Source organism: Ensifer sp. EB106-03-01-XG145, assembly GCF_058792075.1.
Genome location: NZ_JBYTEC010000005.1, coordinates 189233 through 212284, shown reverse-complemented (window position 1 = coordinate 212284; position 23052 = coordinate 189233). Strand labels below are relative to the sequence as shown.

Annotated in this window: 17 protein-coding genes and 1 tRNA gene; 11 read left to right on the top strand and 7 right to left on the bottom strand. The window is 62.7% G+C overall.

Going from position 1 to position 23052, the window contains the following annotated elements:
- Positions 1-102: 102 nt before the first annotated feature.
- On the bottom strand, positions 103-1941 hold the full coding sequence (gene ilvD, locus AC3WWH_RS15360) for a dihydroxy-acid dehydratase (protein WP_058325236.1): 1839 nt from the start codon (positions 1939-1941) through the stop codon (positions 103-105).
- A gap of 301 nt (positions 1942-2242) precedes the next feature.
- Here ilvD and AC3WWH_RS15355 point away from each other — a divergent pair, with 301 nt between their 5' ends.
- The 6 genes from AC3WWH_RS15355 (at position 2243) to AC3WWH_RS15330 (ending at position 8546) form a co-directional block, all read left to right on the top strand.
- Positions 2243-2737: a hypothetical protein gene (locus tag AC3WWH_RS15355; protein ID WP_058325235.1), complete on the top strand. Its 495-nt coding sequence runs from the start codon at positions 2243-2245 to the stop codon at positions 2735-2737.
- An 11-nt stretch (positions 2738-2748) separates the two neighbouring features.
- Entirely contained in the window at positions 2749-3687 is a 939-nt protein-coding gene (dapA, locus tag AC3WWH_RS15350) for a 4-hydroxy-tetrahydrodipicolinate synthase (RefSeq protein ID WP_058325234.1), read from the top strand.
- Between the two features lie 86 nt (positions 3688-3773).
- The gene (locus AC3WWH_RS15345; protein ID WP_058325233.1) at positions 3774-3965 is read left to right on the top strand and encodes a hypothetical protein; all 192 of its coding nucleotides are present in this window, start codon (positions 3774-3776) and stop codon (positions 3963-3965) included.
- Positions 3966-3997: 32 nt separating this feature from the next.
- Entirely contained in the window at positions 3998-4258 is a 261-nt protein-coding gene (locus tag AC3WWH_RS15340) for a hypothetical protein (protein ID WP_058325232.1), read from the top strand.
- Between the two features lie 218 nt (positions 4259-4476).
- Positions 4477-7737, top strand: a complete 3261-nt coding sequence (locus tag AC3WWH_RS15335; RefSeq protein WP_058325320.1) for an adenylate/guanylate cyclase domain-containing protein — start codon at positions 4477-4479, stop codon at positions 7735-7737.
- 128 nt (positions 7738-7865) lie between these two features.
- Entirely contained in the window at positions 7866-8546 is a 681-nt protein-coding gene (locus tag AC3WWH_RS15330) for a peroxiredoxin-like family protein (RefSeq protein WP_058325231.1), read from the top strand.
- A gap of 137 nt (positions 8547-8683) precedes the next feature.
- Here the strand turns inward: AC3WWH_RS15330 and AC3WWH_RS15325 are convergent, their stop codons facing one another.
- The 3 genes from AC3WWH_RS15325 to cpdR1 all read right to left on the bottom strand — a co-directional run bounded on the left by AC3WWH_RS15325 (position 8684) and on the right by cpdR1 (position 10371).
- On the bottom strand, positions 8684-9376 hold the full coding sequence (locus AC3WWH_RS15325; RefSeq protein ID WP_058325230.1) for an alpha/beta fold hydrolase: 693 nt from the start codon (positions 9374-9376) through the stop codon (positions 8684-8686).
- 283 nt (positions 9377-9659) lie between these two features.
- Positions 9660-9734: transfer RNA gene (locus AC3WWH_RS15320), tRNA-Val, on the bottom strand.
- Positions 9735-10005: 271 nt separating this feature from the next.
- Entirely contained in the window at positions 10006-10371 is a 366-nt protein-coding gene (gene cpdR1 / locus AC3WWH_RS15315) for a response regulator CpdR1 (RefSeq protein ID WP_034786813.1), read from the bottom strand.
- Between the two features lie 199 nt (positions 10372-10570).
- Between cpdR1 and AC3WWH_RS15310 the strand changes: the two genes are divergently transcribed.
- Both AC3WWH_RS15310 and hisN read left to right on the top strand, forming a co-directional pair.
- Entirely contained in the window at positions 10571-11452 is an 882-nt protein-coding gene (locus AC3WWH_RS15310) for an N-formylglutamate amidohydrolase (RefSeq protein ID WP_058325229.1), read from the top strand.
- Positions 11453-11791: 339 nt separating this feature from the next.
- A complete protein-coding gene (hisN, locus tag AC3WWH_RS15305; protein ID WP_058325228.1) occupies positions 11792-12565 on the top strand; it encodes a histidinol-phosphatase in 774 nt (257 codons plus the stop codon).
- A 72-nt stretch (positions 12566-12637) separates the two neighbouring features.
- Here hisN and AC3WWH_RS15300 read toward each other — a convergent pair whose 3' ends face one another.
- Positions 12638-13603, bottom strand: a complete 966-nt coding sequence (locus AC3WWH_RS15300) for an alpha/beta fold hydrolase (protein ID WP_057254624.1) — start codon at positions 13601-13603, stop codon at positions 12638-12640.
- A gap of 386 nt (positions 13604-13989) precedes the next feature.
- Between AC3WWH_RS15300 and AC3WWH_RS15295 the strand changes: the two genes are divergently transcribed.
- Positions 13990-14451 (top strand): Hsp20 family protein, encoded by a 462-nt coding sequence (locus AC3WWH_RS15295; RefSeq protein WP_057254625.1) that lies wholly within the window; start codon positions 13990-13992, stop codon positions 14449-14451.
- Between the two features lie 217 nt (positions 14452-14668).
- Here the strand turns inward: AC3WWH_RS15295 and AC3WWH_RS15290 are convergent, their stop codons facing one another.
- Positions 14669-15658 (bottom strand): bile acid:sodium symporter family protein, encoded by a 990-nt coding sequence (locus tag AC3WWH_RS15290; RefSeq protein ID WP_058325227.1) that lies wholly within the window; start codon positions 15656-15658, stop codon positions 14669-14671.
- Between the two features lie 94 nt (positions 15659-15752).
- Here AC3WWH_RS15290 and AC3WWH_RS15285 point away from each other — a divergent pair, with 94 nt between their 5' ends.
- Complete coding sequence (locus tag AC3WWH_RS15285) at positions 15753-16610, top strand: LysR substrate-binding domain-containing protein (protein ID WP_058325226.1); 858 nt, start codon at positions 15753-15755, stop codon at positions 16608-16610.
- A 76-nt stretch (positions 16611-16686) separates the two neighbouring features.
- Here AC3WWH_RS15285 and AC3WWH_RS15280 read toward each other — a convergent pair whose 3' ends face one another.
- Entirely contained in the window at positions 16687-17733 is a 1047-nt protein-coding gene (locus AC3WWH_RS15280) for a threonine aldolase family protein (RefSeq protein ID WP_058325225.1), read from the bottom strand.
- Between the two features lie 553 nt (positions 17734-18286).
- Here AC3WWH_RS15280 and gltB point away from each other — a divergent pair.
- Complete coding sequence (gene gltB / locus AC3WWH_RS15275) at positions 18287-23011, top strand: glutamate synthase large subunit (protein WP_058325224.1); 4725 nt, start codon at positions 18287-18289, stop codon at positions 23009-23011.
- The last annotated feature ends 41 nt before the right edge of the window (positions 23012-23052 follow it).

Genomic DNA, 23052 nt, shown 5'->3' with positions numbered 1-23052 from the left:
AGAAGGCAGCGGTGCGGAACGGGCCAGAGCCTGACATCCGGCCAAAGAAAAAAAGGCCCCCGAACATCGGGAGCCTTCGGACTATCTCTGTTTTTTTTCGTCTCAGCGGTCGCCGAGGTCGCGCACTGCTCCGCGGTCGGCCGAGGTGGCGAATGCGGCATAGGCCTTGAGCGCCGTCGTCACCTTGCGCTTGCGCTGCTCGGCCGGCTTCCAGCCCTTGGCGTCCTGCTCGGCGCGGCGGCTCGCAAGCTCCGCCTCGTCGACGCGCAGGCTGATCGTGCGGTTCGGGATGTCGATGTCGATCATGTCGCCTTCGCGCACGAGACCGATCGTGCCGCCATTGGCCGCTTCTGGAGAAACGTGGCCGATCGAGAGGCCGGAGGTGCCGCCGGAGAAGCGGCCGTCGGTGATCAGCGCGCAAGCTTTGCCGAGTCCCTTCGACTTCAGGTAGCTCGTCGGATAGAGCATTTCCTGCATGCCCGGGCCGCCCTTCGGGCCTTCATAGCGGATGACGACCACGTCGCCGGCCTTGATCTCGTTGCCGAGGATCGCCTTGACCGATGCATCCTGGCTTTCGAACACGCGGGCCGGGCCGGAGAACTTCAGGATGCTCTCGTCGACGCCGGCGGTCTTCACGATGCAGCCGTCGATGGCGATGTTGCCCTTAAGCACAGCGAGGCCGCCGTCCTTGGAGAAGGGGTGTTCGACCGAGCGGATGACGCCCTTTTCGCGGTCGGTGTCGAGCTCGTCCCAGCGCGACTCCTGGCTGAAGGCAACTTGCGTCGGGATGCCGCCCGGCGCCGCGCGGAAGAAGTTGCGCACCGTTTCGCTCGATGTGCGAGTGATGTCCCATCGGTCGATGGCGTCGCCGATCGTGGCGCTGTGGACGGTCGGGCAATCGCGGTTGATGAGGCCGCCTTTCTCGAGTTCGCCGAGGATCGACATGATACCGCCGGCGCGGTGCACGTCTTCCATGTGCACGTCGCTTTTCGCAGGCGCCACCTTTGACAGGCACGGAACCTTGCGCGACAGCCGGTCGATGTCGGCCATGGTGAAATCGACTACACCCTCATGGGCGGCGGCGAGAATGTGCAGCACGGTGTTGGTCGAACCGCCCATGGCGATGTCGAGCGCCATGGCGTTTTCGAAAGCCTGCTTGGAGGCGACGTTGCGCGGCAGGACGCTTTCGTCCTCCTGCTCGTAGTAGCGGCGGGCAATATCGACGACCAGATGGCCGGCCTCGACGAAGAGGCGCTTGCGGTCGGCGTGGGTCGCGAGCGTCGAGCCGTTGCCGGGCAGCGACAGGCCGAGGGCCTCGGTCAGACAGTTCATCGAATTGGCGGTGAACATGCCGGAGCAGGAACCGCAGGTCGGGCAGGCGGAGCGCTCGATGACCTTGACGTCCTCGTCGGAAACATTGTCGTCGGCGGCTGCGACCATGGCGTCGACCAGATCGAGCGCATGCGTCTTGCCGTGCAGCACGACCTTGCCGGCTTCCATCGGGCCGCCGGAGACGAAGACGGCGGGGATATTGAGGCGGAGCGCCGCCATCAGCATGCCGGGCGTGATCTTGTCGCAGTTCGAGATGCAGACCATGGCGTCGGCGCAGTGGGCATTGACCATGTACTCGACCGAGTCGGCGATGATCTCGCGCGACGGCAGCGAATAGAGCATGCCGTCATGGCCCATGGCGATGCCGTCGTCGACGGCGATGGTGTTGAATTCCTTGGCGACGCCGCCGGCCGCCTCGATCTCGCGGGCGACGAGCTGGCCGAGATCCTTGAGGTGCACGTGGCCCGGCACGAACTGGGTGAATGAGTTCACCACTGCAATAATCGGCTTGCCAAAATCGCTGTCCTTCATGCCCGTCGCGCGCCAGAGGCCGCGGGCACCGGCCATGTTACGGCCATGGGTGGTGGTACGTGAGCGATAGGCAGGCATGGGCATGTTCCTTCACGGACAGGGCATTGCGCGAAATATGGCGATCCTTATCGCCACAGAAGGGGCTACCTAGCGCAAAATTGCGTGCACGTCATCTTTTACGTCAGATTATTTCGACGCCGCGCGCCTGCATTTCGCGGTGTTTTCAGTCCCTTCGAACGTCAATCTAGCCGCGCGTGAATGCCTTGGACAGCACCAATCGGAAGGCTTTACGGAAATCTTATGCCGGGTGCCCGAAGTCGGAATCGAATCCGGACGCCTGATGGAGCTAGGTTCCCCTCATCGAATACGGATGAGTTCCATGTCTCTTCACGATTTCAGCTTGCGTCATCATGTCCGGAGCCTTCTGCCCGATACGGGGTTGCGCCAGCGGCCCGTTACTGTCGAGGCGAATGCAGATCCCCTGGATGTGCTGCTGCTGCGGCTGAGCGCGGTTCGCCGCCTGCGTGAGCACCATGTCTGGGAGGCTGTCCGCGTCATCCGGGAACTGCCCGGTCTCGCCGTGGACGAGTGGCCGTCGCGTCGGTTCCGCGATCTGATGGCGGCCGATGCCCTGGTCGATGCGGTCATCCACCTGTCGTCTACGACTGAGGCAAAGCTCTGTCTCAGAACACTCAGCAACGAACTCGGGCTTTGGACCTGTGCGCTGCGTTATCAGCCGCCAGGCGCGGGCCGGCTCACGTTCAAGGCGCGGCATGCCGATCTGGCCGCCGCGATCCTCGGCGCCTTCCTGCGTTCCTGCCGCGGCTATCAGCTTGCCATCGCGGCTACCGACCGCGGCCAGTTTCCCACCTGAAGGATATTTCCATGAACATGCACTCGTTGCGCCTCGACGGGGCGATCACGGCGCTCGTCACACCGTTTCGCGACGGCAAGGTCGATGTCGCCGGTCTGATGTCGCTGGTCGAATGGCAGATATGCCACGGCATCTCCGGCATCGTCGCTTGCGGTACCACCGGCGAGGCGCCGACGCTGTCGCGTACCGAGCGGACAATAGTGATCGAGCGCTGCGTCGAGGTCGCCGAGCGGAAGATCCCCGTTATCGCCGGAACCGGCACCAACAGTACCGAGACGACGATCGACCTGACGGCGGAAGCCAAGGCGCTCGGCGCCGATGCGGTGCTCATTGTCGCGCCCTATTACAGCAAGCCGTCGCAGGAGGGGCTCTATCGGCACTTCGAGGCGGTCACCAGGGCGGTCGATTTGCCGGTCATCCTCTACAACGTGCCCGCCCGCACCGGCGTCGATCTGACACCGCGAACGCTCGAGCGGCTGGCGGAGCTTCCCGGCATCGTCGGCATCAAGGATGCGACCGGCGACATCGGCTGGCTTCTTTCGATGTCGGCTGAGCTGAAAAACTGCCTTCGTCCGCTTTCCGGCCATGACCAGACGGCGCTGCCGTTCAATCTTTGCGGCGGACACGGCACCATATCGGTGGCGTCCAATGTCGTTCCGCGGCTGGTGGTGGCGATGCATCAGGCAATCACGACCGGCAATACAGGGGCGGCGCTTGCCATCCATGAACGGATAAGGCCGTTGCTGGTGGCGTTCGAGCGCGAGACCAATCCGGGACCGATCAAATATGCGCTGCACCTGGCGCGGGCCCTCAGCCCCGAACTGCGCTTGCCATTGACGCCGGTTGCGGCGGAAACGGCGGCCGAGATTCGTGCGGCACTCGAGCCGCTCACCGAACTTCCGTCCTCCACCCATATCGGCCGCGGCGTCCGCATCGCGCTCGCGAGCTGAGTTCCCTCAACAATTCCCGTCCTGCCAGCATCCCCTCATTCGTTGAGCTCGGTGCGCGGGACCTTATGTCAAAAAGGAGACAGATCATGTCACGCTTGCCGCATCTTGCCGCTCAGGCCGAACAGCGCCGACGCGCCCAGGGCAACGAAAACATCGAGAACCGCCAGGATAACGACAGCGCGGTTCGCGACGCCTTTCTCGGCATCGGCGTCCGCCTCGGTATCGTTCTCGGCCTTGCCTATGGCATCCAGGCCGCCATTCCGTGGATTGCCGGTTAAGCCTTTTTCCGATCAACGAGGATCATTCCATCATGGACAGTACGCAGCAGATTCGGCGTGGTTTTCGCGCGCGCGCACGTTTCGTCGTTGGCCGCGACAGGCACGGCTGGTGGGTCGTTTCCGACCGCAAGGGCGTCGTTGGCGGCCTCTTCACCAACGAGACCGCGGCGATCCACTTCGCCGTCGAGGCCAGCGACCGGCATCCGGAGGAGGTGTGCCGCGCGCCGGAAGGTGCAGCCATCGATCTCGATACGTTTTCCCGTCCACCAAAGCCGCGCCGCGTCCACTCCTGACAGCGCTTGAGGCCGACATTGCCGACGAACCATTGCGGGACTGATCGATCGGGAAACCGTCGGGAGGCCCTGGAGGAGGCCGCATTCGCGGTCTCCCATCGCAATTTTTGCTGTTGCTTGCAAAGCAGGTGATGCGGGTCCATTCTTGCGAAGCCATCATGTCCCGGCTGGCTCCGCATTCGCCGTGCCAGCCTGGTTCGTTCGAAGGTTCGTCGTCGATGAACTGCCACGCGTGCGGTTGCGAGATCCAAGGCGGGTTTGCGTTTTGCCCGAATTGCGGTGCCAAGCAGCATAGCCCGTGTCCCGGTTGCGGCGCACTCTGCCCGCCACACTTCTCGTTTTGTCCCACCTGCGGCACCCGGCTTGGAAGCCCGGCACCAATAAAGCCGACGGTTTCGCCACCTGCGACGGCACAGACGCCTCGGGCGCGACCTTCTGGCGGAGAGGAGGCGGGCGCCGACCGCCGCACAGCCACCATTCTCTTTGCCGACCTCTGCGGCTTTACTGGTCTCAGCGAGCAGGTGGATCCGGAGGTCCTCAGGGCCTTCCAGAACGAACTCTTCGAAGAACTGACCGAGGCGGTCGAGGCTTACGGTGGCTTCGTCGACAAATTCATCGGCGACGCGTTGCTGGCCCTCTTCGGCGCGCCGGTGGCGCACGAAGACGACTCCGAGAGAGCGCTTCGTGCTGCGCTCGACATGACCGTTCGGGCAAGGCGGGTCGGCGAACGCTGGCAGCGGCGGATCGGCGAGCCACTGAACCTCCATATCGGGCTCAACACCGGAACCGTCGTGGCGGGGCGTTTGGGCGCTGGCGACGGCAAGGCCTATTCGGTGACCGGCGACGCAGTCAACACGGCGCAGCGGCTGCAAACGCTGGCAGGGCCTGGGGAGATCCTCGTCGGGCCGGTGACCTATCGGTTGACCTGCCACGCCTTTGCCTACGAGGCGCTTGGCGCGATGACGCTGCGCGGCAAAGCGGAAAGCGTCGAGGTCTACAGGCTGACGCAGTCTCTGGAGGCACCGCGCACGGCACGCGGTCTCGAAGCGCTGGGGCTCGGTGCGCCGCTGATCGGACGTGAGGCGGAGATGAAGCGCCTCATTGATTGCCTCGAGCTTGCCTGCGGCGGGACGGCGCAACTGGTGCGTCTGACGGGAGAGGCAGGGCTCGGAAAATCGCGGCTGATCAAAGAATTCCTCGAACGGGTGGCCGCGGATCCGCGCTTTTCGAACGTCGTCGTTCGCCGCGCCGGCAGTTCGTCGCTCGGAGAACCGTCCTATGGCGTTCTCGCGGCGGTGCTGCGCGGTGCCTACGGGATTTCGATGAGCGACAGCCTGCAGCGGACGACAGAGCTACTCGCCGCGGGACTGGCCGAGATCGGATTTGCGCAAGACAAGCTCGAACAGCTCGTACCGCTGTTTCTGCGGATCCTGGGCTTGGGTTCCCAGGATGAGCTGTTGCGCCATGTGGAGCCGGAACAGATGCGCCGGCAGCTTTTCGCAGGGGTGAGGGCGATTTTTGAACGACGCCTGTCACGAACGCCCTTACTGCTCGTGATCGAGGATTTGCACTGGGCCGACGCTGCCTCGCTCGAGGCCATATCCTTCGTCCTCGAGCGGACGGAAGGCAGCCCGTTGATGCTGCTGACCACCCAGCGGCCCGACGCCGATGCCGATCAGCTGAAGCCCGGCCATACAAACTTGACGGCGTTGCGCCTCGCACCGCTTTCGGAAGCCGACAGGCGTCGGCTGCTTGCGGCATTCTTCGGTAGGGATGGGCTGCCTCAGGCGCTCGCCGAGCGCATCTTGGCACGGGCCGGGGGCAATCCCCTGTTCATCGAGGAAATCGTGCGCGGCCTGATCGATGTATCCGCCGTGCAGCGGGTCGGCTCGACCTGGCGGGTGGTGGAGCGCGAAGCGGCCGCCGACATTCCGGTGACCATCGAGGCGATACTGCTCGGCCGCGTCGATCGGCTACCGCCGGACGCCCGCCGAATGCTGCACCACGCTGCGATGATCGGGCCGCGATTCGATGCGGATCTGCTGCAAGCGGTTTCGGGGCGGACACCGGTGGATACGATTCTTGATCTGCTCTGCGATGCGGAGATCATCGAAGAAGCCAGGGACGGCGGCGGGTTCCTGGGCACACAGACCTATCGGTTTACCCAGACGTTGCTGCAGGAGGTGGTCTACAACAATCTGCTGCTCAGTCGGCGCACGGACGGGCATGCATTAATCGGCAAGGTGCTGGAGCGCCGGTTCGGCGAGGATACCGACCGGCCCGAGGAAATGGCGCTGCTCGGCCACCATTTCGGCCTCTCCGAACAGAAGGCCAAGGGCGCACATTACCTGGTCGCGGCCGGAGACCGGGCGCGGGCGCTCTATGCCAATGATGATGCCATCCGCCTTTATGAACAGGCGATGGCGGCACTGGCGGCCACCGGCGAACAGGGCCCCGAATGGCTTGCCGCACGCGAACGCGTCGCTGATCTCCTGGGCCCGACCGGCCAGCGTGAGGCGGCGGTTCAGCACTACGGCGCACTGTTGGAGATTTACAGCGCCATGGACGACCGGATTGCCGCGGCACGAATCCGGCGCAAATTCGGCCATCATCTCTGGGAAACCGGGCGGCGTGACGAGGCGTTGGCTTCCTTCGCGGCAGCCGCCGAGCTGCTCGAAGGCGTGAGCGCGCCGATTGAAGGTGCGCATCTTTCACAGGAATGCGGCCACCTCGCCTTCCGCATGGGAGACTATGCCGGCGCCCTCAAGGCGGCGGACGACGCCCTGGATCGCATTGCGGCATATACGCCGGAGACCCCAGAGACTGAGCGGGAGGCGATGCGGGTCATGGCCGAAGCGCTGAACACCAAGGCCGTGACGCTTGCCCGCCTTGGCCGCAGCGCCGAAGCGATCGGTATCGTCGAGCGAAGCGTCGCGGCGGCGGAAGGCGCGAACCTGTTGAATGCCGCCTGCCGCGGCTATACCAATCTGGCGGTGTTCTACGCGGTCACCGATCCGAGACGTGCGATTGAGGTTTGCCGCTGCGGTTTCGACATGGCAAGGCGTATCGGCGACCTCGGTTTTCAGGCGCGCCTGCTCGCCAACCTTGCCGTCGCCTATTGCACCTTCACCGATCGCTGTGCGCCGGACGGCGTGCCGGCAGCCGAGCGCGCGATTGCGATTGACCGGGAACTCGACCAGCGCGACCACTTGCCGGTGTCGCTGCTGGTGCTCGGCCAGATCCATCAGTGTCATGGCCGGGCAGATGTCGCCCGCGGCCTTTATCAGGAGGCGCTCGACCTTTGCGGAGAAACGCAAGAGGCGCAGCTCCTGTTTCCGTGTTATGATGGCTTGGCGACGCTTTGCCTGGACGCCGGCGATCTCGATGCAGCGGAAAGGTACTTCGCCTTGGCGAGAGACATATGTGCGCAACATGGTCTCGATCCCGAGGCGTTGATGATTTTGCCGTTTCTCGACTGATATTTCCGATCGTCGCCTGGGGCGCGGCGTCCACGTTTTGATTGCTGCGCACAGCTTGCCGGAGAAAAAGCGCCTGCCTTGCCACAAGGCGTACCAGGAGCGTTCCGGCCGGGATGAGGAGATGAAACATGGTTGAGCCGCTGAGTGGACGGCCGTTGCAGCCGGGGGATCGGGCGCCGAATGTGGTGCTCGACGCAATCACGCAGGAAGGTCAGATCGCCCTTGATGATTTTCGCGGCCGCAAACCGGTCCTGGTCGGCCTGTTCCGCGGCCTGCATTGTCCGTTCTGCAGACGGCAGATCGCCGCCATGGCGCAACTCGACGGCGCCTTGCGGGAGCGGGGCATCGAGAGCCTGACGGTGGTCAATACGCCGATCGATCGAGCGCGCCTCTATTTCCGTTATCATCCTGTGCCGAATTTGCTGGCCGCCGCCGATCCCGAACGGGTCTCGCATCGGGCGTTCGGGCTGCCCAACCTCGAATTCACCGAGGACGAGGACGCCTGGCCGTACAAGATCGCCCAGAAGACGATCATGGCGATGAAGGTGAATATGCCGGGCGAATTGCCGGAACCGATGGACCCGATCGCAGCTATGGCCTATCTCGACAAGGCGGAAGGCTACCAGATCACCGAGGCCGACGAACGGATGATGGCGACCGGGGCCGGGCAACTCGTCGGCGAGTTCCTGCTCGATCGTGATGGCGTTGTGCGCTGGAGTTTCACGGAAGTACCGGACGGCGGCCAGAACATGTTCGGAGCCCCGCATCGCGACGAATTGATGTCCGCCGCCTCCGCCATGGTGCATTAAGGCGTCGACTTTGGATGGTTGGCCGTCGACGGCGGTTGGCGGTGATCCTGGAACAAGGCCCCGTCGGTCCGGTGATCGACGGGGTTTTTCGTCGCGATGTTATCGCAAAACCGCTGCGCACTTTTGCGCGACATACTTTAGCCGAGTGAAGCGATCGCCTCGTCGATCAGCGCGACGATCTCCTTTGGATGCGATGCAAGCGAGGCGTGGCTGGCGTCGAGGGTGATGATCTTCTTTGCCTTGATGCGTTCAGCCATCCACTGTTCGGTTTCCGGCGGGATCATGTTGTCGTGGCGCGATACCTGGTACCAGCTCGGCTTTTCCTTCCAGGCCGGGGGGCCGGCCTCGTCTTCAAAGCAACGCCCGGCAATCGGCTTCTGCGTCACCGCCATGACCAGCGCGTCGGTCTCGTTCAAATCCTGGCCGAAGCTCTGGCGGAAGGTGTCTTGCGCCAACCAGAGGAAGCCATCCTTGTCGGGGCGGATACTGGCAGCACCGGAGGGTGGATTACGCCGCGCAAAAATGCTGCCGAGGCTGTCGCCCTCATCCGGCGCGAAGGCCGCGACATAGACGAGGCCAACGACATTGGCTGCATGGCCGGTGCCGCTGATCACCGCGCCGCCATAGGAGTGGCCGACAAGCAGGGTCGGGCCATCAAGCGATTCCGCCAGTTTGCGCGTGCGCTCGATGTCGTCGGCAAGCGAGGTCAGTGGGTTCTGCACTGCAGCGATCCTGTAGCCCTTGGCGTGGAGTGGCGGGATCACGTGACGCCAATGGGAAGCATCGCCCCAGGCGCCGTGTACGAGCAGGATGTTCTTGACGGCAGGCATTGTCCGTTCCTTTCTCATTCAGAGAAGATGTGGTCGGCACGACGTCGCGTTCGCGTATCGAGACGCGAGATGGGTGGCCGGCCGTTGGTCACGGATGCGATTAAAGGTCTGCGGGTGCGATCGGATTGCGAATGCAAACTAGGGCGCGGAACGGGGCGCTTCCATGGCGCAAGACATTAAACTTCGTACAGAATTGGGATGGGTGGAGGGTGTCGCCAACCGGCGCGTCCCGGGACAAACGAAAAGGGCCTCTCGATTTCTCGAAAGGCCCTTGGAATTCGAATGGTGGGCGTGACAAGGATCGAACTTGTGACCCCTACGATGTCAACGTAGTGCTCTCCCGCTGAGCTACACGCCCATCCGATGTCGGCGCATAGACCACAAAACCCGTTGTCGCGTCAATAGGGTTTTCGAAGGTTTTTTGACAGAAATTTCGAAGGCATGTTTTTTCCCATCCGGGGGTCGGTCGCGGCGGCGTGGCGAGGGCCCGGATTTGCGGGATTCCTGCTAAGGCCTTGAAACGAAAAGACCGCCGGAGATCCTTGTGGATCGCGGCGGTCGATCGGAAATCGTCTTGGCTTGTCGCCACAGTGTGCCGCAAGCGGCAGCGACTGTGGAAAACTAGTCGCTTAAGCCGCGGCCAGCATCTTGTTGACCTCGTCGACGAGGTCGCGGAGGTGGAAGGGCTTCGAAAGCACCTTGGCATCTTTCGGCGCCTTGGAGTCGGGATTGAGCGCAACGGCGGCAAAGCCGGTGATGAACATGACCTTGAGGTCCGGATCGAGTTCGGTCGCGCGGCGCGCCAGCTCGATGCCGTCCATCTCGGGCATGACGATGTCGGTGAGGAGAAGCGAGAATGGCTCCTCGCGAAGCCGGTCATAGGCGCTGGCGCCGTTGTCGTAGGACATGACCTTGTAGCCGGCCTTTTCGAGCGCCTTGACCAGGAACCGGCGCATATCGTTGTCGTCTTCGGCAAGAAGGATTTTCGCAGTCATGAATTCGGCCGTGCTTCTCTTTTTTCAGTTTATTGCGCGTAGATTGCGGCGTTTTATCCAAACCCCAACGCGGTAAATATCTCGTGAACGCGGGACGTCAATTCCCCGGGAGCTGTGATTGGTCACTATGGACACAGAGCGGACCAACTGGCAACATGATGACAATTGTAAGAACCGCATATGGTAAAAAAGGGTTCAGATGGGGGAAATTGCGGAGAGGGAACTGTTTGAGGTCCTGGAACCTCCGATCCAGCGCATTCCCTTTGTGTTCAATTCACCGCATAGCGGTCGGTCCTATCCCCAGCGCTTTCTCGATCAGTCGCGGCTCGACGCTGTTTCGATTCGCCGGTCGGAAGACCACTATGTCGATGAGCTGTTTCAGAACGCGACTTTTCTCGGAGCGCCGATGCTGCTGGCGCATTTCCCGCGCGCCTTCCTCGACGTCAACCGTGAGCCCTATGAGCTTGACCCGCGCATGTTCGACGGCCCGCTGCCGCCGCACGCCAATATCAGCTCGATGCGCGTCGCCGGCGGCCTCGGCACGATACCGCGGCTGGTCGCCGAGAACATGGAGATCTACCGCGGACGTTTCCCGGTGGAAGACGCGCTGACGCGGATCGAGACGATCTACAAGCCCTACCATGCCACCCTGCGCAAACTGATCGCGCGCACCCACGTGCAGTTCGGCCTGTCGGTGCTGATCGATTGCCACTCGATGCCCGGGAACGTGCATCTGCCCGGCAGCGCCCAGCGTCCCGACTTCATCATCGGCGACCGCTACGGCACCAGTGCCGCGGGTGAACTGTCGCGCGCCGCAGTCGATCTGTTGCAGCAGCTCGGCTATAGCGTCGTGCGCAACAAACCCTATGCGGGCGGGTTCATCACCGAGCATTACGGTCGCCCGACACGCGGGCTGCATGCGCTGCAGATCGAGATCAACCGGGCGCTCTATGTGGATGAGACGACGCTGGTGCGCAAGCCCGGCTTCGGCGTGCTGGTTGCAGATCTCACGACCTTCGTCGCGTCGCTTGCCCGCCATGTCGAAGACTACGGCGCCTACCTTCCGCTCGCAGCGGAGTGACCTTCGGATTTTCTGTCGCGGAGCTTCAAAAAAAACCGCGCCAACGGCGCGGTCAAGTCTAGGGAGGAAACACCCAAGGAGGGTATTTACAGTCACAGGTGACTGTACCCAAACCTTAATATTGCACTGCACAAATGTCAAGTTGAAGCAGTGAAGACTTTTGCAGTGCATCAAACGTTTTTCAGTCGAAAGCGGTATCTGAACCGATTGAAACGCTAGAAATATGAAAACACAGGCGATTTGGCGGCTGCTGCCATCGCATCAGCGCGTTTGCCTTTCGGTAAATTTCGTCTATGCAGGACGAACCTTCCTTCGTCCATGCTTCCCTGAGAGAGAGCCATGCTGCCTGACCGCGCCTTCTTCGATCGCCTTGCTGAAGCTGCCAAGGCAGAGACCCTGCCGCGATTCCGGATCGGCACCAGCGTGGTCAACAAGATCGAAGGCGGCTTCGATCCGGTAACGGAGGCGGACCAGTCGGCGGAAGCTGCGATCCGTGCGCTGATCGAGAAGCATTTTCCGGAGCATGGCATCCTTGGCGAAGAGCATGGCAATGTCGGGCTCGACCGCGAATATGTGTGGGTCATCGACCCGATCGACGGCACGCGCGCCTTCATTTCCGGCCTGCCGGTCTGGGGCACGCTGATCGGCCTCTATCGCAATGGCGAAGCGGTCATGGGCCTGATGGATCAGCCGTTCACCGGGGAGCGCTATTTCGCCGATGGTGAGATGGCGACCTACCGGGGTCCCGGTGGCGAAAAGGTGCTTTCGACCCGTGCATGCAATTCGCTTTCGGATGCGGTGCTGTTCACCACATCGCCGCACCTCTACACCGGCGCGTTCAAGACTCGCTACGAGGCGCTGCAGAGCAAGGTCCGGCTCTTCCGATACGGCTGCGATTGCTACGCCTTCGCGCTGCTCGCCGCGGGTCATATCGACCTGGTGATCGAATGCGGACTGAAACCCTACGACGTCGGCGGCCTCATTCCGCTGATCGAGCAGGCCGGCGGTATCGTCACCAACTGGCAAGGCGGACCGGCGGAAATGGGCGGCGAAGTCATCGCTGCCGGCAGCGCCGAACTGCATGCTCAGGCGCTGGAAATCCTCAAAGGCTGAGGCCGCCACGCTCCGGCGCTGATACCGAAGCGAGATGCGAAATCAAACGATTGGCGAGTGTGCCCGCCTGTATCAGGCGGCGCTGTTTTCGCGTTCGTCACCCTCTTCGGGGATGACAAAGGCAAGGATCGCGGCCATCGCCTGGGCGCGATAGCGATCCGCTTCATGCAGCAGTTCGTGGCGGGCGCCATCGATCGGGATCATCTGGGCGGCGCGGAAGTTGCGCGCCAACCACTCGACGGCGAGATGCGGCACCAGACGGTCAGCCGTCGGCGCCAGGATGATCGTCGGCAGGGTGATGCGCGTCAGATGCTCGCGACGGATGACGCGGCGCATGGCGCGGAAGGCCTCGCTCAGCCAGCGCGCGGTGGGCGGGCCAAGCCTCAGTTCCGGATGCGTGTCGGTCAGTGCGATGTTGCGCAGGTAGCGGCGCCGGTCCGCCGTCAGCACGTTGCTTTCGAACGGGCGGTTGCCCTTGTCGGGATGGGCCGGCAGGGTGCCGAGGCCGATGCAGCGCATGAGGGTCGCAATCGCCGCAATGCTGGGCTCGCCGAGCGCCTGTCCGCCAAGGCCGACGAAGGGTGCCAGCACCACCAGCCGGTCGATCCGGCTTGCTAGCATCGGTGCCAGCGACAGGGCAACGAGCGCACCCATGGAATGGGCGACGATCGAGAAGGGCAGGCGCGTATCCGGCAGCACGATCTGTTCGAGGAAGGTGCTGAGGTCGCGTTCATAGTCGGAGAAGTGGTCGACGTAGCCGCGGCCCGGGTGTGGCAGCAGCCGCTCGGAGCCCGCCTGGCCGCGCCAGTCGAAGGTTGCGACCCAAAGACCTGCAGCCGTGAGATCAGCGATCGTCTCGAAATATTTCTCGATCGATTCGTTGCGGCCCTGCAGCAGGACGACCGTGCCGCGCGCAACAGGCTGTTTCGTCCTGAAGATCGCGTAGCGAATCTTGCGACCGCCGACGCCATCGAAGAACCCAGCCACGTAGTTTTCCGGGGTCGGATTGTCCGGTGTCGAGTGGAGGATCGAGGTCATGACGTGGTGACGGCCAAGAGCGGGTTGATCGGTATCATCAAGGGATAGGCGGCAGGGTCTCAGTCGTCAAAGAAAAAAGCCGGAAACGGTGGGTGAAATCCGGACGATCACCGTTTCCGGCTGCTGAAGAGGAAGGGACGTATCACTTCAGCCTGGGAGTTGCCGCCCAGAGTTTTCTTCTAGCCCACCGGGCCTGAACGGAAGCCGAAGCGGCCGTTCATGTCGGGTTCACGGGAAAATCGTAAGCGCTCGCGTCTTGAAGTCGCGAATTTTCCTCCCCAAATCAGGGTCACGGGCGCCGAAGACGGGTCCGTTCACCGGTCTTGCCGCTGCCAGAATGGGGTGGCCGACCAGACATCGCAAACCGTTGCTCCAAGGAGGACACAATGCGTCACTTTGATTTCTCTCCCCTTTACCGTTCCACCGTTGGCTTTGATCGCCTGTTCACGATGCTCGACAGCCTCGGCCAGCCGGGTGAAGCTCAGACCTATCCGCCCTACAACATCGAACGCACCGGCGAAAACGCCTACCGCATCACCATGGCCGTTGCCGGCTTTGACGAGAGCGAGCTTTCGATCGAGGCCCGTGAGCACACGCTGACGGTCAAGGGCGAAAAAGCCGAGGAAAAGGGCGACGAAAGCCAGTTTCTCCATCGCGGCATTGCCAAGCGTGCCTTCGAGCGCCGCTTCCAGCTCGCCGATCACGTGGAGATCAAGTCCGCTTCGCTGAAGAACGGCTTGCTGCACATCGACCTCACCCGCGAGATTCCGGAAGCAGCCAAGCCCCGCCGGATCGAGATTTCGTCCGTTGCCTCGCAGCCGAAGCAGATCGAGGCCCAGACCCTCTAACCGCGAAGACAATCTCCCAAGACAGGCGGCGCCCCTCAGGGGCGCCGCTTTTTTATTGGCTCATTGAAATCACGCAGTTCCGAACGCAGCCCGCGTCAGATTTTCCTGACTTTCTAAAGCGTGTCGCGATCTTTCAGATTCGCTCCTTGCGCTTTAAGTTTTTGATGTTTCGCATGTCGTTGTCGCAAAACCGCTGCGCACTTTTGCGCGACAGGCTTTAGGATCTGGCCGGCGCGGGCACGGCGGAGGCCTGCTTCTTGGCGGCGTAGCGCTGTGCGATGACGGCGCAGGCCATCAGCTGGATCTGGTGGAACAGCATCACCGGCAGCACGATCGCGCCGATGTTCTGCCCGGCGAAGATGGCGCTCGCCATCGGAACGCCGCTCGCAAGGCTCTTCTTCGAGCCGCAGAAGGTGATGGCGATCTCATCCGCCTTGTCGAAGCCGAGCAGTCGGCTGCCGAACATGGTGACGGCGAGCACGAGCGCCAGCATGACAATCTCGATGACGACCAGGACGCCGAGATCTGCCAGCGAATAGGTCTGCCAAAGGCCCGATGTCACCGCCTGGCTGAAGGCGAGATAGACGACCATCAGGATCGAGCCGCGATCGACGGGCGCCAAGAGTCCCTTGCGCGCCCGGATCCAGTTGCCGATCAAGGGCTGCAGCAGCTGGCCGATGACGAAAGGGGCGAGCAGTTGCAGCAGGATCTGCTCCAGTGCATCGAGCGTCACGCCGCCGTGGCCGCCGGCGGTAAACAGCAGCCCGACCAAAAGCGGCGTCAGGAACATGCCGAATATGTTGGAGGCGGAGGCCGAGCAGATCGCGGCCGGCACATTGCCGCCGGCCATCGAGGTGAAGGCGATCGAAGACTGCACCGTCGAGGGCAGCACGCAGAGGAACAGGATGCCGGTGTAGAGCGACTGCGGAAGGATCGAGGTCGGGACGAAGCCGATTGCAAGACCGATCAGCGGGAAGAGCACGAAGGTGGAGGCGAGGATCGTCAGGTGCAGCCGCCAATGCAGGATGCCGGCGATCACCACGTCGCGCGAAAGGCGCGCGCCGTGCAGGAAGAAGACCATGCCGACCGCCACCTTGGTCGCTAAACCGAACCAGGCGGTTGCCTCACCATGGATCGGCAGGACGGATGCCAAGAGCACCGTCGCCAGAAGCAGGATGGTGAAGGTATCGGGAAGGTAGCGGCGCATATCCGGTCACTTGCTGTTATCAAACGTCTTGCCGGGATCACTCATTATGAAGCAGGATGCAAGGAATAACAGTTATCGCGATTTGGGATGAGCCATGCTGGATCTCGTGCAGTTGCGCAGCTTCGTCGCGCTCGAACAGATGGGCAGTTTCACACTCGCGGCGGAGAAACTGTCGCTTGGGCAATCGACCGTCAGCCAGCATATTCAAAGGCTTGAGGCATCGCTCGGGCGAACCCTGGTTGCCCGCGATACCCACCGTGTTTCGCTGACGGCGGATGGGCTGGCACTGCTTGCCCATGCGCGTTCGATGCTGACGATCGACGGCGAGGTGCGTGCGCTTTTTGCCGAAAGCAGTCTGCGTGGTCGCCTGCGGCTTGGTGTTTCCGAGGATTTCGTCATGAGCCGGCTGCCGGCGGTACTCGAAGATTTCGTCCGTGCTCATCCGTCGGTCGATCTCGAACTGACCGTCGCCTTGAGTGGCGTGCTTTACCATATGCAGGACAACGGCGAGATCGATCTCGTGCTCGCCAAGCGCAGGCTCGGCGACGTGAGAGGCGAGCTCGTCTATCGCGAGCCGCTCGTCTGGCTCGCCCGCGACCCCGAAAGGATCAGGCGTGACAAGGTACTGCCGCTGATCGCCTTCCCGCCGCCGAGCATCACCCGCAGCGTCGCGCTCGAAGTGCTCGACCGGCATCGCCTGCCGTGGCGCATCGTCTGCACCTGCGGCAGCCTCAGCGGGCTGACGGCGGCCGCGCGCGCCGGAATGGGCGTGCTCGTCCAGCCGCGCAGCATGGTGCCGCAGGGCTTGAAGGAGATACCCGCCGGCGCCCTGCCGCCGCTCGAAGACGTCGAATTCGTGCTGGTGCCGAGCAAGGGCGTGGACCGAAAGCTGAGTGCAGCACTTTCGGCCGAGATCCTCTCCAATGTGAGGACGCTGCAGGGACAGGCTTGATACGGGGGATCACCCCGCTCAGGTGGCGGGATGGTCGTCCGGACGGAACAGCGTTCGCCGTTTTCCTGGTACTGCTTCAGCAGGCGGCGACGAACCGGTCGACGTCGTCGGCCCTCGTCGCGAAGCTGGTCACGAGGCGGTAGAGACCCTCATCCGGCGCAAGACTTCCATCAAGGTCGTGGGGCACGGGCCAGTCGTAGAAGACGGCGCCATCCTGCCTGAGCTTCGTGGCCACGTCTTTCCTGATGATGGGGAAAACCTCGTTGGCGTCCGCCTGCCAGGCGAGACGGCTCGTCTTCGAGGCGGCAATGCCCTCGGCGAGGCGTGCGGCCATCGCGTTGGCATGGCGCGCGAGGTTCAGCCAGAGATCGCCGGCGAAGTAGGCATCGAACTGTGCGGAGACGAAGCGCGACTTGGAGAAGAGTTGGGCTGAGCGCTTGCGCAGGAAATGCATTTCGTGGGCCTTCGAGAGATCGAAGAGCACCAGCGCTTCGGCGCACCAGCAGCCGTTCTTGGTGCCGCCGAAGGAGACGAGATCGACACCGCGCTTCCAGGTCATTTCAGCGGGCGTTGCGCCAAGGCCGACGAGCGCATTGGCGAAGCGGGCACCATCCATATGCAGCGGCAACTTGTGCGCCTTGGCAACGGCCGCGATCGCCTCGATCTCCGAGAGCGAATAGACCGTGCCGCTTTCCGTTGCCTGGGTCAGCGAGACCGCTGTCGGCTGGCCACCGTGGACATTGTCGAGCGGAAAGCGCCGGATCTCGGCTTCGAGGCGCGCGGCCTCCATCTTGCCCCGCGGTCCATCGACAGGCTTCAGCCTGGCGCCGTGCGAGAAGAATTCCGGCGCGCCGCATTCATCGGCGATGACATGCGCTTCGCGATGGCAGAAGGCGATGCCGCCTGCGCGATTGGCTGTCGCAAGTGCCAGCGAATTGGCAGCCGTTCCGGTGCCGACGAAGAAGACGGCGACATCCCTTTCGAAGATTTCCGCGAACTTCTTCTCCACCTTCCGGTCGAGGTCGCTGGTGCCATAGGCGGACGCATATCCGCCTGCATGCGCCATCAGGCTTTCGGCAATAGCGGGATGGGCGCCAGCCCAGTTGTCAGACGAAAAAATCATCACATTCCACCCTGTATTACAGTCTTTTCGACGGATTTGGGCGACCTTAGCCGAGTTCTCGGCCGGATCAATCACGGTCAGCGGCCGAAAGGCCAACTGGAGACCAGTTTGAAACCAAAAGGAAGAAAACGCCGGAAAGCTGTAATTAAATTATAAAAGCCGGAAACTTCCGGCAATGTTCGGCAAAATCTTCTCTATTATTTGCTGATATGCCTCTTGCGGAGGGGGGTAGTTTCTGGCATAGAGCACATGAAATAGGACAGGTTTGCTGTCCTATTTCGGTCTAGGGACCGGAACAATCGCCGCGAGTGCCTAAAAAAATGGCACCCGGCGTGCGAAGCGGGGGGATTTGCCGGATTTCATCCGGTTGTTATCGCCTGCCGTCAGGATGGTCGCAGACATCAGTGCCTGATGATGCCGTGCTTATTTGCGACCTGATCAGGATCATGAGACGATAGTGCCCCGGCTTTTTGGCGTGCCTTTGCGCGCAACGAAGAGCCATGCGCGGGCGGTGCCATGCCCGGCGGTGCCGGGTTTAACAGGAGGGAAAACGATGACGGATCATTCGCCATCACAGCAATCTGGGCTCAACCTCGCACACAGCGTTGCGACGGCTGAAAAAACGCCCGCATTCCCGACTGGCCTGCCGCGAAAACAGGGTCTCTACGATCCGCGCAACGAACATGACGCCTGCGGCGTCGGTTTCGTCGCGCATATGAAGGGTCAGAAGTCGCACCAGATCGTGCGCGACGGCCTGTTCATGCTCGAAAACCTGACGCACCGTGGTGCTGTCGGTGCCGACCCGCTGATGGGCGACGGCGCGGGCATTCTCGTGCAGATTCCCGACCGCTTCTTCCGCGAGGAAATGGCGAAGCAGGGCATCACTTTGCCGAAGGCCGGCGAATATGCCGTCGGTCACATCTTCATGCCGCAGGACGATGCGCTCGTCGAACACTTCAAGCAGGTGATCAAGGACGTCGTCGCCGAAGAGGGCCAGGTGCTCATCGGCTACCGCGACGTGCCGGTCGACAATTCCTCGCTGTCGAAGGCGCCCGAGATTGCCGCGACCGAGCCGCGCCATGTCCAGATCTTCATCGGCGCCGGCCGCGACGCCGCCACGAACCCCGAGTTCGAGCGTCGTCTCTTCACTCTGCGCAAGGTGATCTCCAACCGCATCTATGACGAATACAAGGGCGAGGAGAGCAACTTCTACCCGGTATCGCTGTCGTCCTCGACGATCGTCTACAAGGGCATGTTCCTCGCCTATCAGGTCGGCGCCTATTACAAGGACCTGTCCGATCCGCGGTTCGAAAGTGCCGTGGCGCTCGTGCACCAGCGCTTCTCGACCAACACCTTCCCGTCTTGGAAACTCGCACACCCTTACCGCATGGTCGCGCATAACGGCGAAATCAACACGCTGCGCGGCAATGTCAACTGGATGGCGGCGCGTCAGGCGTCGGTTTCTTCGCCGCTCTTCGGCGAGGATATCTCCAAGCTCTGGCCGATCTCCTATGAAGGCCAGTCGGACACCGCCTGTTTCGACAACGCACTCGAGTTCCTGGTGCAGGGCGGCTATTCGCTGTCGCATGCTGTCATGATGCTGATCCCGGAAGCCTGGGCCGGCAACCAGCTGATGTCGCCTGAGCGCAAGGCTTTCTACGAATACCATGCGGCGCTGATGGAGCCGTGGGACGGACCGGCGGCAGTCGCCTTCACCGATGGCCGCCAGATCGGCGCCACGCTCGACCGCAACGGTCTGCGTCCGGCCCGCTACATCGTCACCTCTGATGATCGCGTCATCCTTGCTTCGGAATCCGGCGTGCTGCCGGTCGACGAGGACAAGATCGTCAAGAAGTGGCGCCTGCAGCCGGGCAAGATGCTGCTGATCGATATGGAGCAGGGCCGCATCATCTCCGACGAGGAGGTGAAGTCCTCGCTCGCCCAGAAGCACCCCTACAGCAAGTGGCTTGAAGACACCCAGCTCATCCTCGAAGAGCTGAAGCCGGTAGAGCCGCGCGCGCTGCGTCGCGACGTGTCGCTCATCGACCGCCAGCAGGCCTTCGGCTACACGCTCGAAGACACCAAGATCCTGATGTCGCCGATGGCGACGACCGGCCAGGAAGCGATCGGCTCGATGGGCACCGACACGCCGATCTCGGCGATGTCGGACAAGCGCAAGCTGCTCTATACCTATTTCAAGCAGAACTTCGCGCAGGTTACCAACCCGCCGATCGACCCGATCCGCGAAGAGCTGGTGATGAGCCTCGTCTCCTTCATCGGCCCGCGTCCGAACATCCTCGACCACGAGGGCATGGCGCATGCGAAGCGCCTCGAAGTGCGCCAGCCGATCCTGACCAATGGCGATCTCGAAAAGATCCGCTCGATCGGTCACACCGAGGATCGCTTCGACACCAAGACGCTCGACTTCACCTATGACATTTCGCGCGGTGCCGAAGGCATGCCCGAAATGCTCGATCGTCTCTGCGAACGTGCGGAGGCGGCAGTGAAGGGCGGCTACAACATCATCGTGCTCTCTGACCGTCAGGTCGGTCCGGACCGCGTGGCGATCCCGGCGCTGCTTGCGACCGCCGCCGTGCATCACCACCTGATCCGCAAGGGCCTGCGCACCTCGGTCGGCATCGTGCTCGAATCCGGCGAACCGCGCGAAGTGCACCACTTCTGCCTGCTCGCCGGCTACGGCGCCGAGGCGATCAACCCCTATCTCGCCTTCGACACGCTGATCGACATGCACAAGCGCGGCGAGTTCCCCAAGGAAGTCGATGCGAGCGAGGTCGTCTATCGCTACATCAAGGCCGTCGGCAAGGGCATCCTCAAGGTCATGTCCAAGATGGGCATCTCGACCTACCAGTCCTATTGCGGTGCGCAGATCTTCGACGCCGTCGGTCTGTCGTCGAAGCTGGTCAACCAGTTCTTCTTCGGCACGGCGACGACGATCGAAGGCATCGGCCTCGAAGAGATCGCGGCCGAGACCGTCGCCCGCCACAAGGCGGCGTTCGGTGCCGATCCGGTTCTCGCCAACACGCTCGACATCGGCGGCGAATATGCCTTCCGCATGCGCGGCGAGAGCCACTCCTGGACGCCGGATGCGATCGCCTCGTTACAGCATGCCGTGCGCGGCAACGCTCAGGACCGCTATCGCGAATTCTCCGAGATGGTGAACAACTCGGCGCTGCGCATGAACACCATTCGCGGCCTGTTCACGGTGAAGAGCGCCGAGGCTCTCGGCCGCAAGCCGATCTCGGTCGACGAGGTCGAGCCGGCTACCGACATCGTCAAGCGCTTCTCGACCGGTGCCATGTCCTTCGGCTCGATCAGCCGCGAGGCGCATACGACGCTGGCGATCGCCATGAACCGGATCGGCGGCAAGTCGAATACCGGCGAGGGCGGTGAGGAGAGCGACCGTTACCTGCCGCTGCCAGACGGTTCGATGAACCCCGAGCGCTCGGCGATCAAGCAGATCGCGTCCGGCCGCTTCGGCGTGACCACGGAGTACCTGGTCAATGCCGACATGCTGCAGATCAAGGTGGCGCAGGGCGCCAAGCCCGGCGAAGGCGGTCAGCTGCCCGGCCACAAGGTCGATGCGACGGTTGCCAAGACCCGTCACTCGACGCCTGGCGTCGGCCTAATCTCGCCACCGCCGCACCATGACATCTACTCGATCGAAGATCTGGCGCAGCTGATCTACGATCTGAAGAACGTCAATCCGGAAGCGGACGTCTCGGTCAAGCTCGTCTCGGAAGTCGGCGTCGGCACGGTTGCCGCCGGCGTTGCCAAGGCGCGCGCCGACCACATCACCGTCGCCGGCTTCGACGGCGGCACCGGCGCTTCGCCGCTGACCTCGCTGAAGCACGCCGGCAGCCCCTGGGAAATCGGCCTTGCCGAGACCCAGCAGACGTTGGTACTGAACGGCCTGCGCTCGCGCGTCGCGCTCCAGGTCGACGGCGGTCTCAAGACCGGCCGCGACGTCATCATCGGGGCGCTGCTCGGTGCCGATGAGTTCGGCTTTGCCACCGCGCCGCTGATTGCCGCCGGCTGCATCATGATGCGCAAGTGCCATCTCAACACCTGTCCCGTCGGTGTCGCCACCCAGGACCCGGTTCTGCGCAAGCGCTTCAAGGGCACGGCCGAGCACGTCATCAACTACTTCTTCTTCGTCGCCGAGGAAGTGCGCGAGATCCTGGCTTCGCTTGGTGTGCGCAAGCTTGACGAGATCATCGGTGCCTCCGAGCTGCTCGAAAAGGACGGTGCGCTTGCCCACTGGAAGGCGAACGGCCTCGACTTCTCGAAGATCTTCCACAAGGTGGAAGCCAAGAAGGAAGAGACCTACTGGACCACACGCCAGAAGCACCCGATCGACGACATTCTCGACCGCAAGCTGATCGAGGAAGCCAAGGTCGCGCTCGAAACCAAGGCGCCGGTCAAGATCGAAGCTGCGATCAAGAACGTCGACCGCTCGGCCGGTGCGATGCTCGCCGGTGCGCTTGCCAAGCGCTGGGGCCACAAGGGCCTGAAGGACGACACCATCCACGTGACCCTGAGGGGCACGGCCGGCCAGTCCTTCGCCGCGTTCCTGGCACGCGGTATCACCTTCGACCTGGTGGGCGACGGCAACGACTATGTCGGCAAGGGTCTTTCGGGCGGACGCATCATCGTCCGGCCGCCGGAAAACGCGACGATCGTTCCGCAGGAATCGATCATCGTCGGCAACACCGTGCTTTATGGCGCGATCTCGGGCGAGTGCTACTTCAACGGCGTTGCCGGCGAGCGCTTCGCCGTGCGCAACTCCGGTGCGGTCGCGGTCGTCGAGGGCGTGGGTGACCATGGCTGCGAATACATGACCGGCGGCGTCGTCGTCGTTCTCGGCACGACGGGCCGCAACTTCGCGGCCGGCATGTCCGGCGGCGTTGCCTATGTGCTGGACGAGGAGGGTGATTTCGCCCGTCGTTGCAACATGGCGATGGTCGAGTTGCAGCCGGTTCCGGAAGAGGACGACATGCTCGAGAAGCTGCATCACCACGGCGGCGACATCATGCACAAGGGCATGGTCGACGTCTCCGGCGACATGACGCGTCACGATGAAGAGCGGCTCTATCAGCTGATATCCAACCACCTTCACCACACGGGTTCGCCCCGGGCGAAGGAGATTCTCGATCACTGGACGGATTACCGGCCGAAATTCCGCAAGGTCATGCCGGTCGAATACCGCCGTGCGCTCGAGGATATGGAACGCATGAAAATGGCAGAGGCGGCTGAATAGGAGGCCCCGGTGACCAAGGCTCCCGGTTCATCACAGACTGG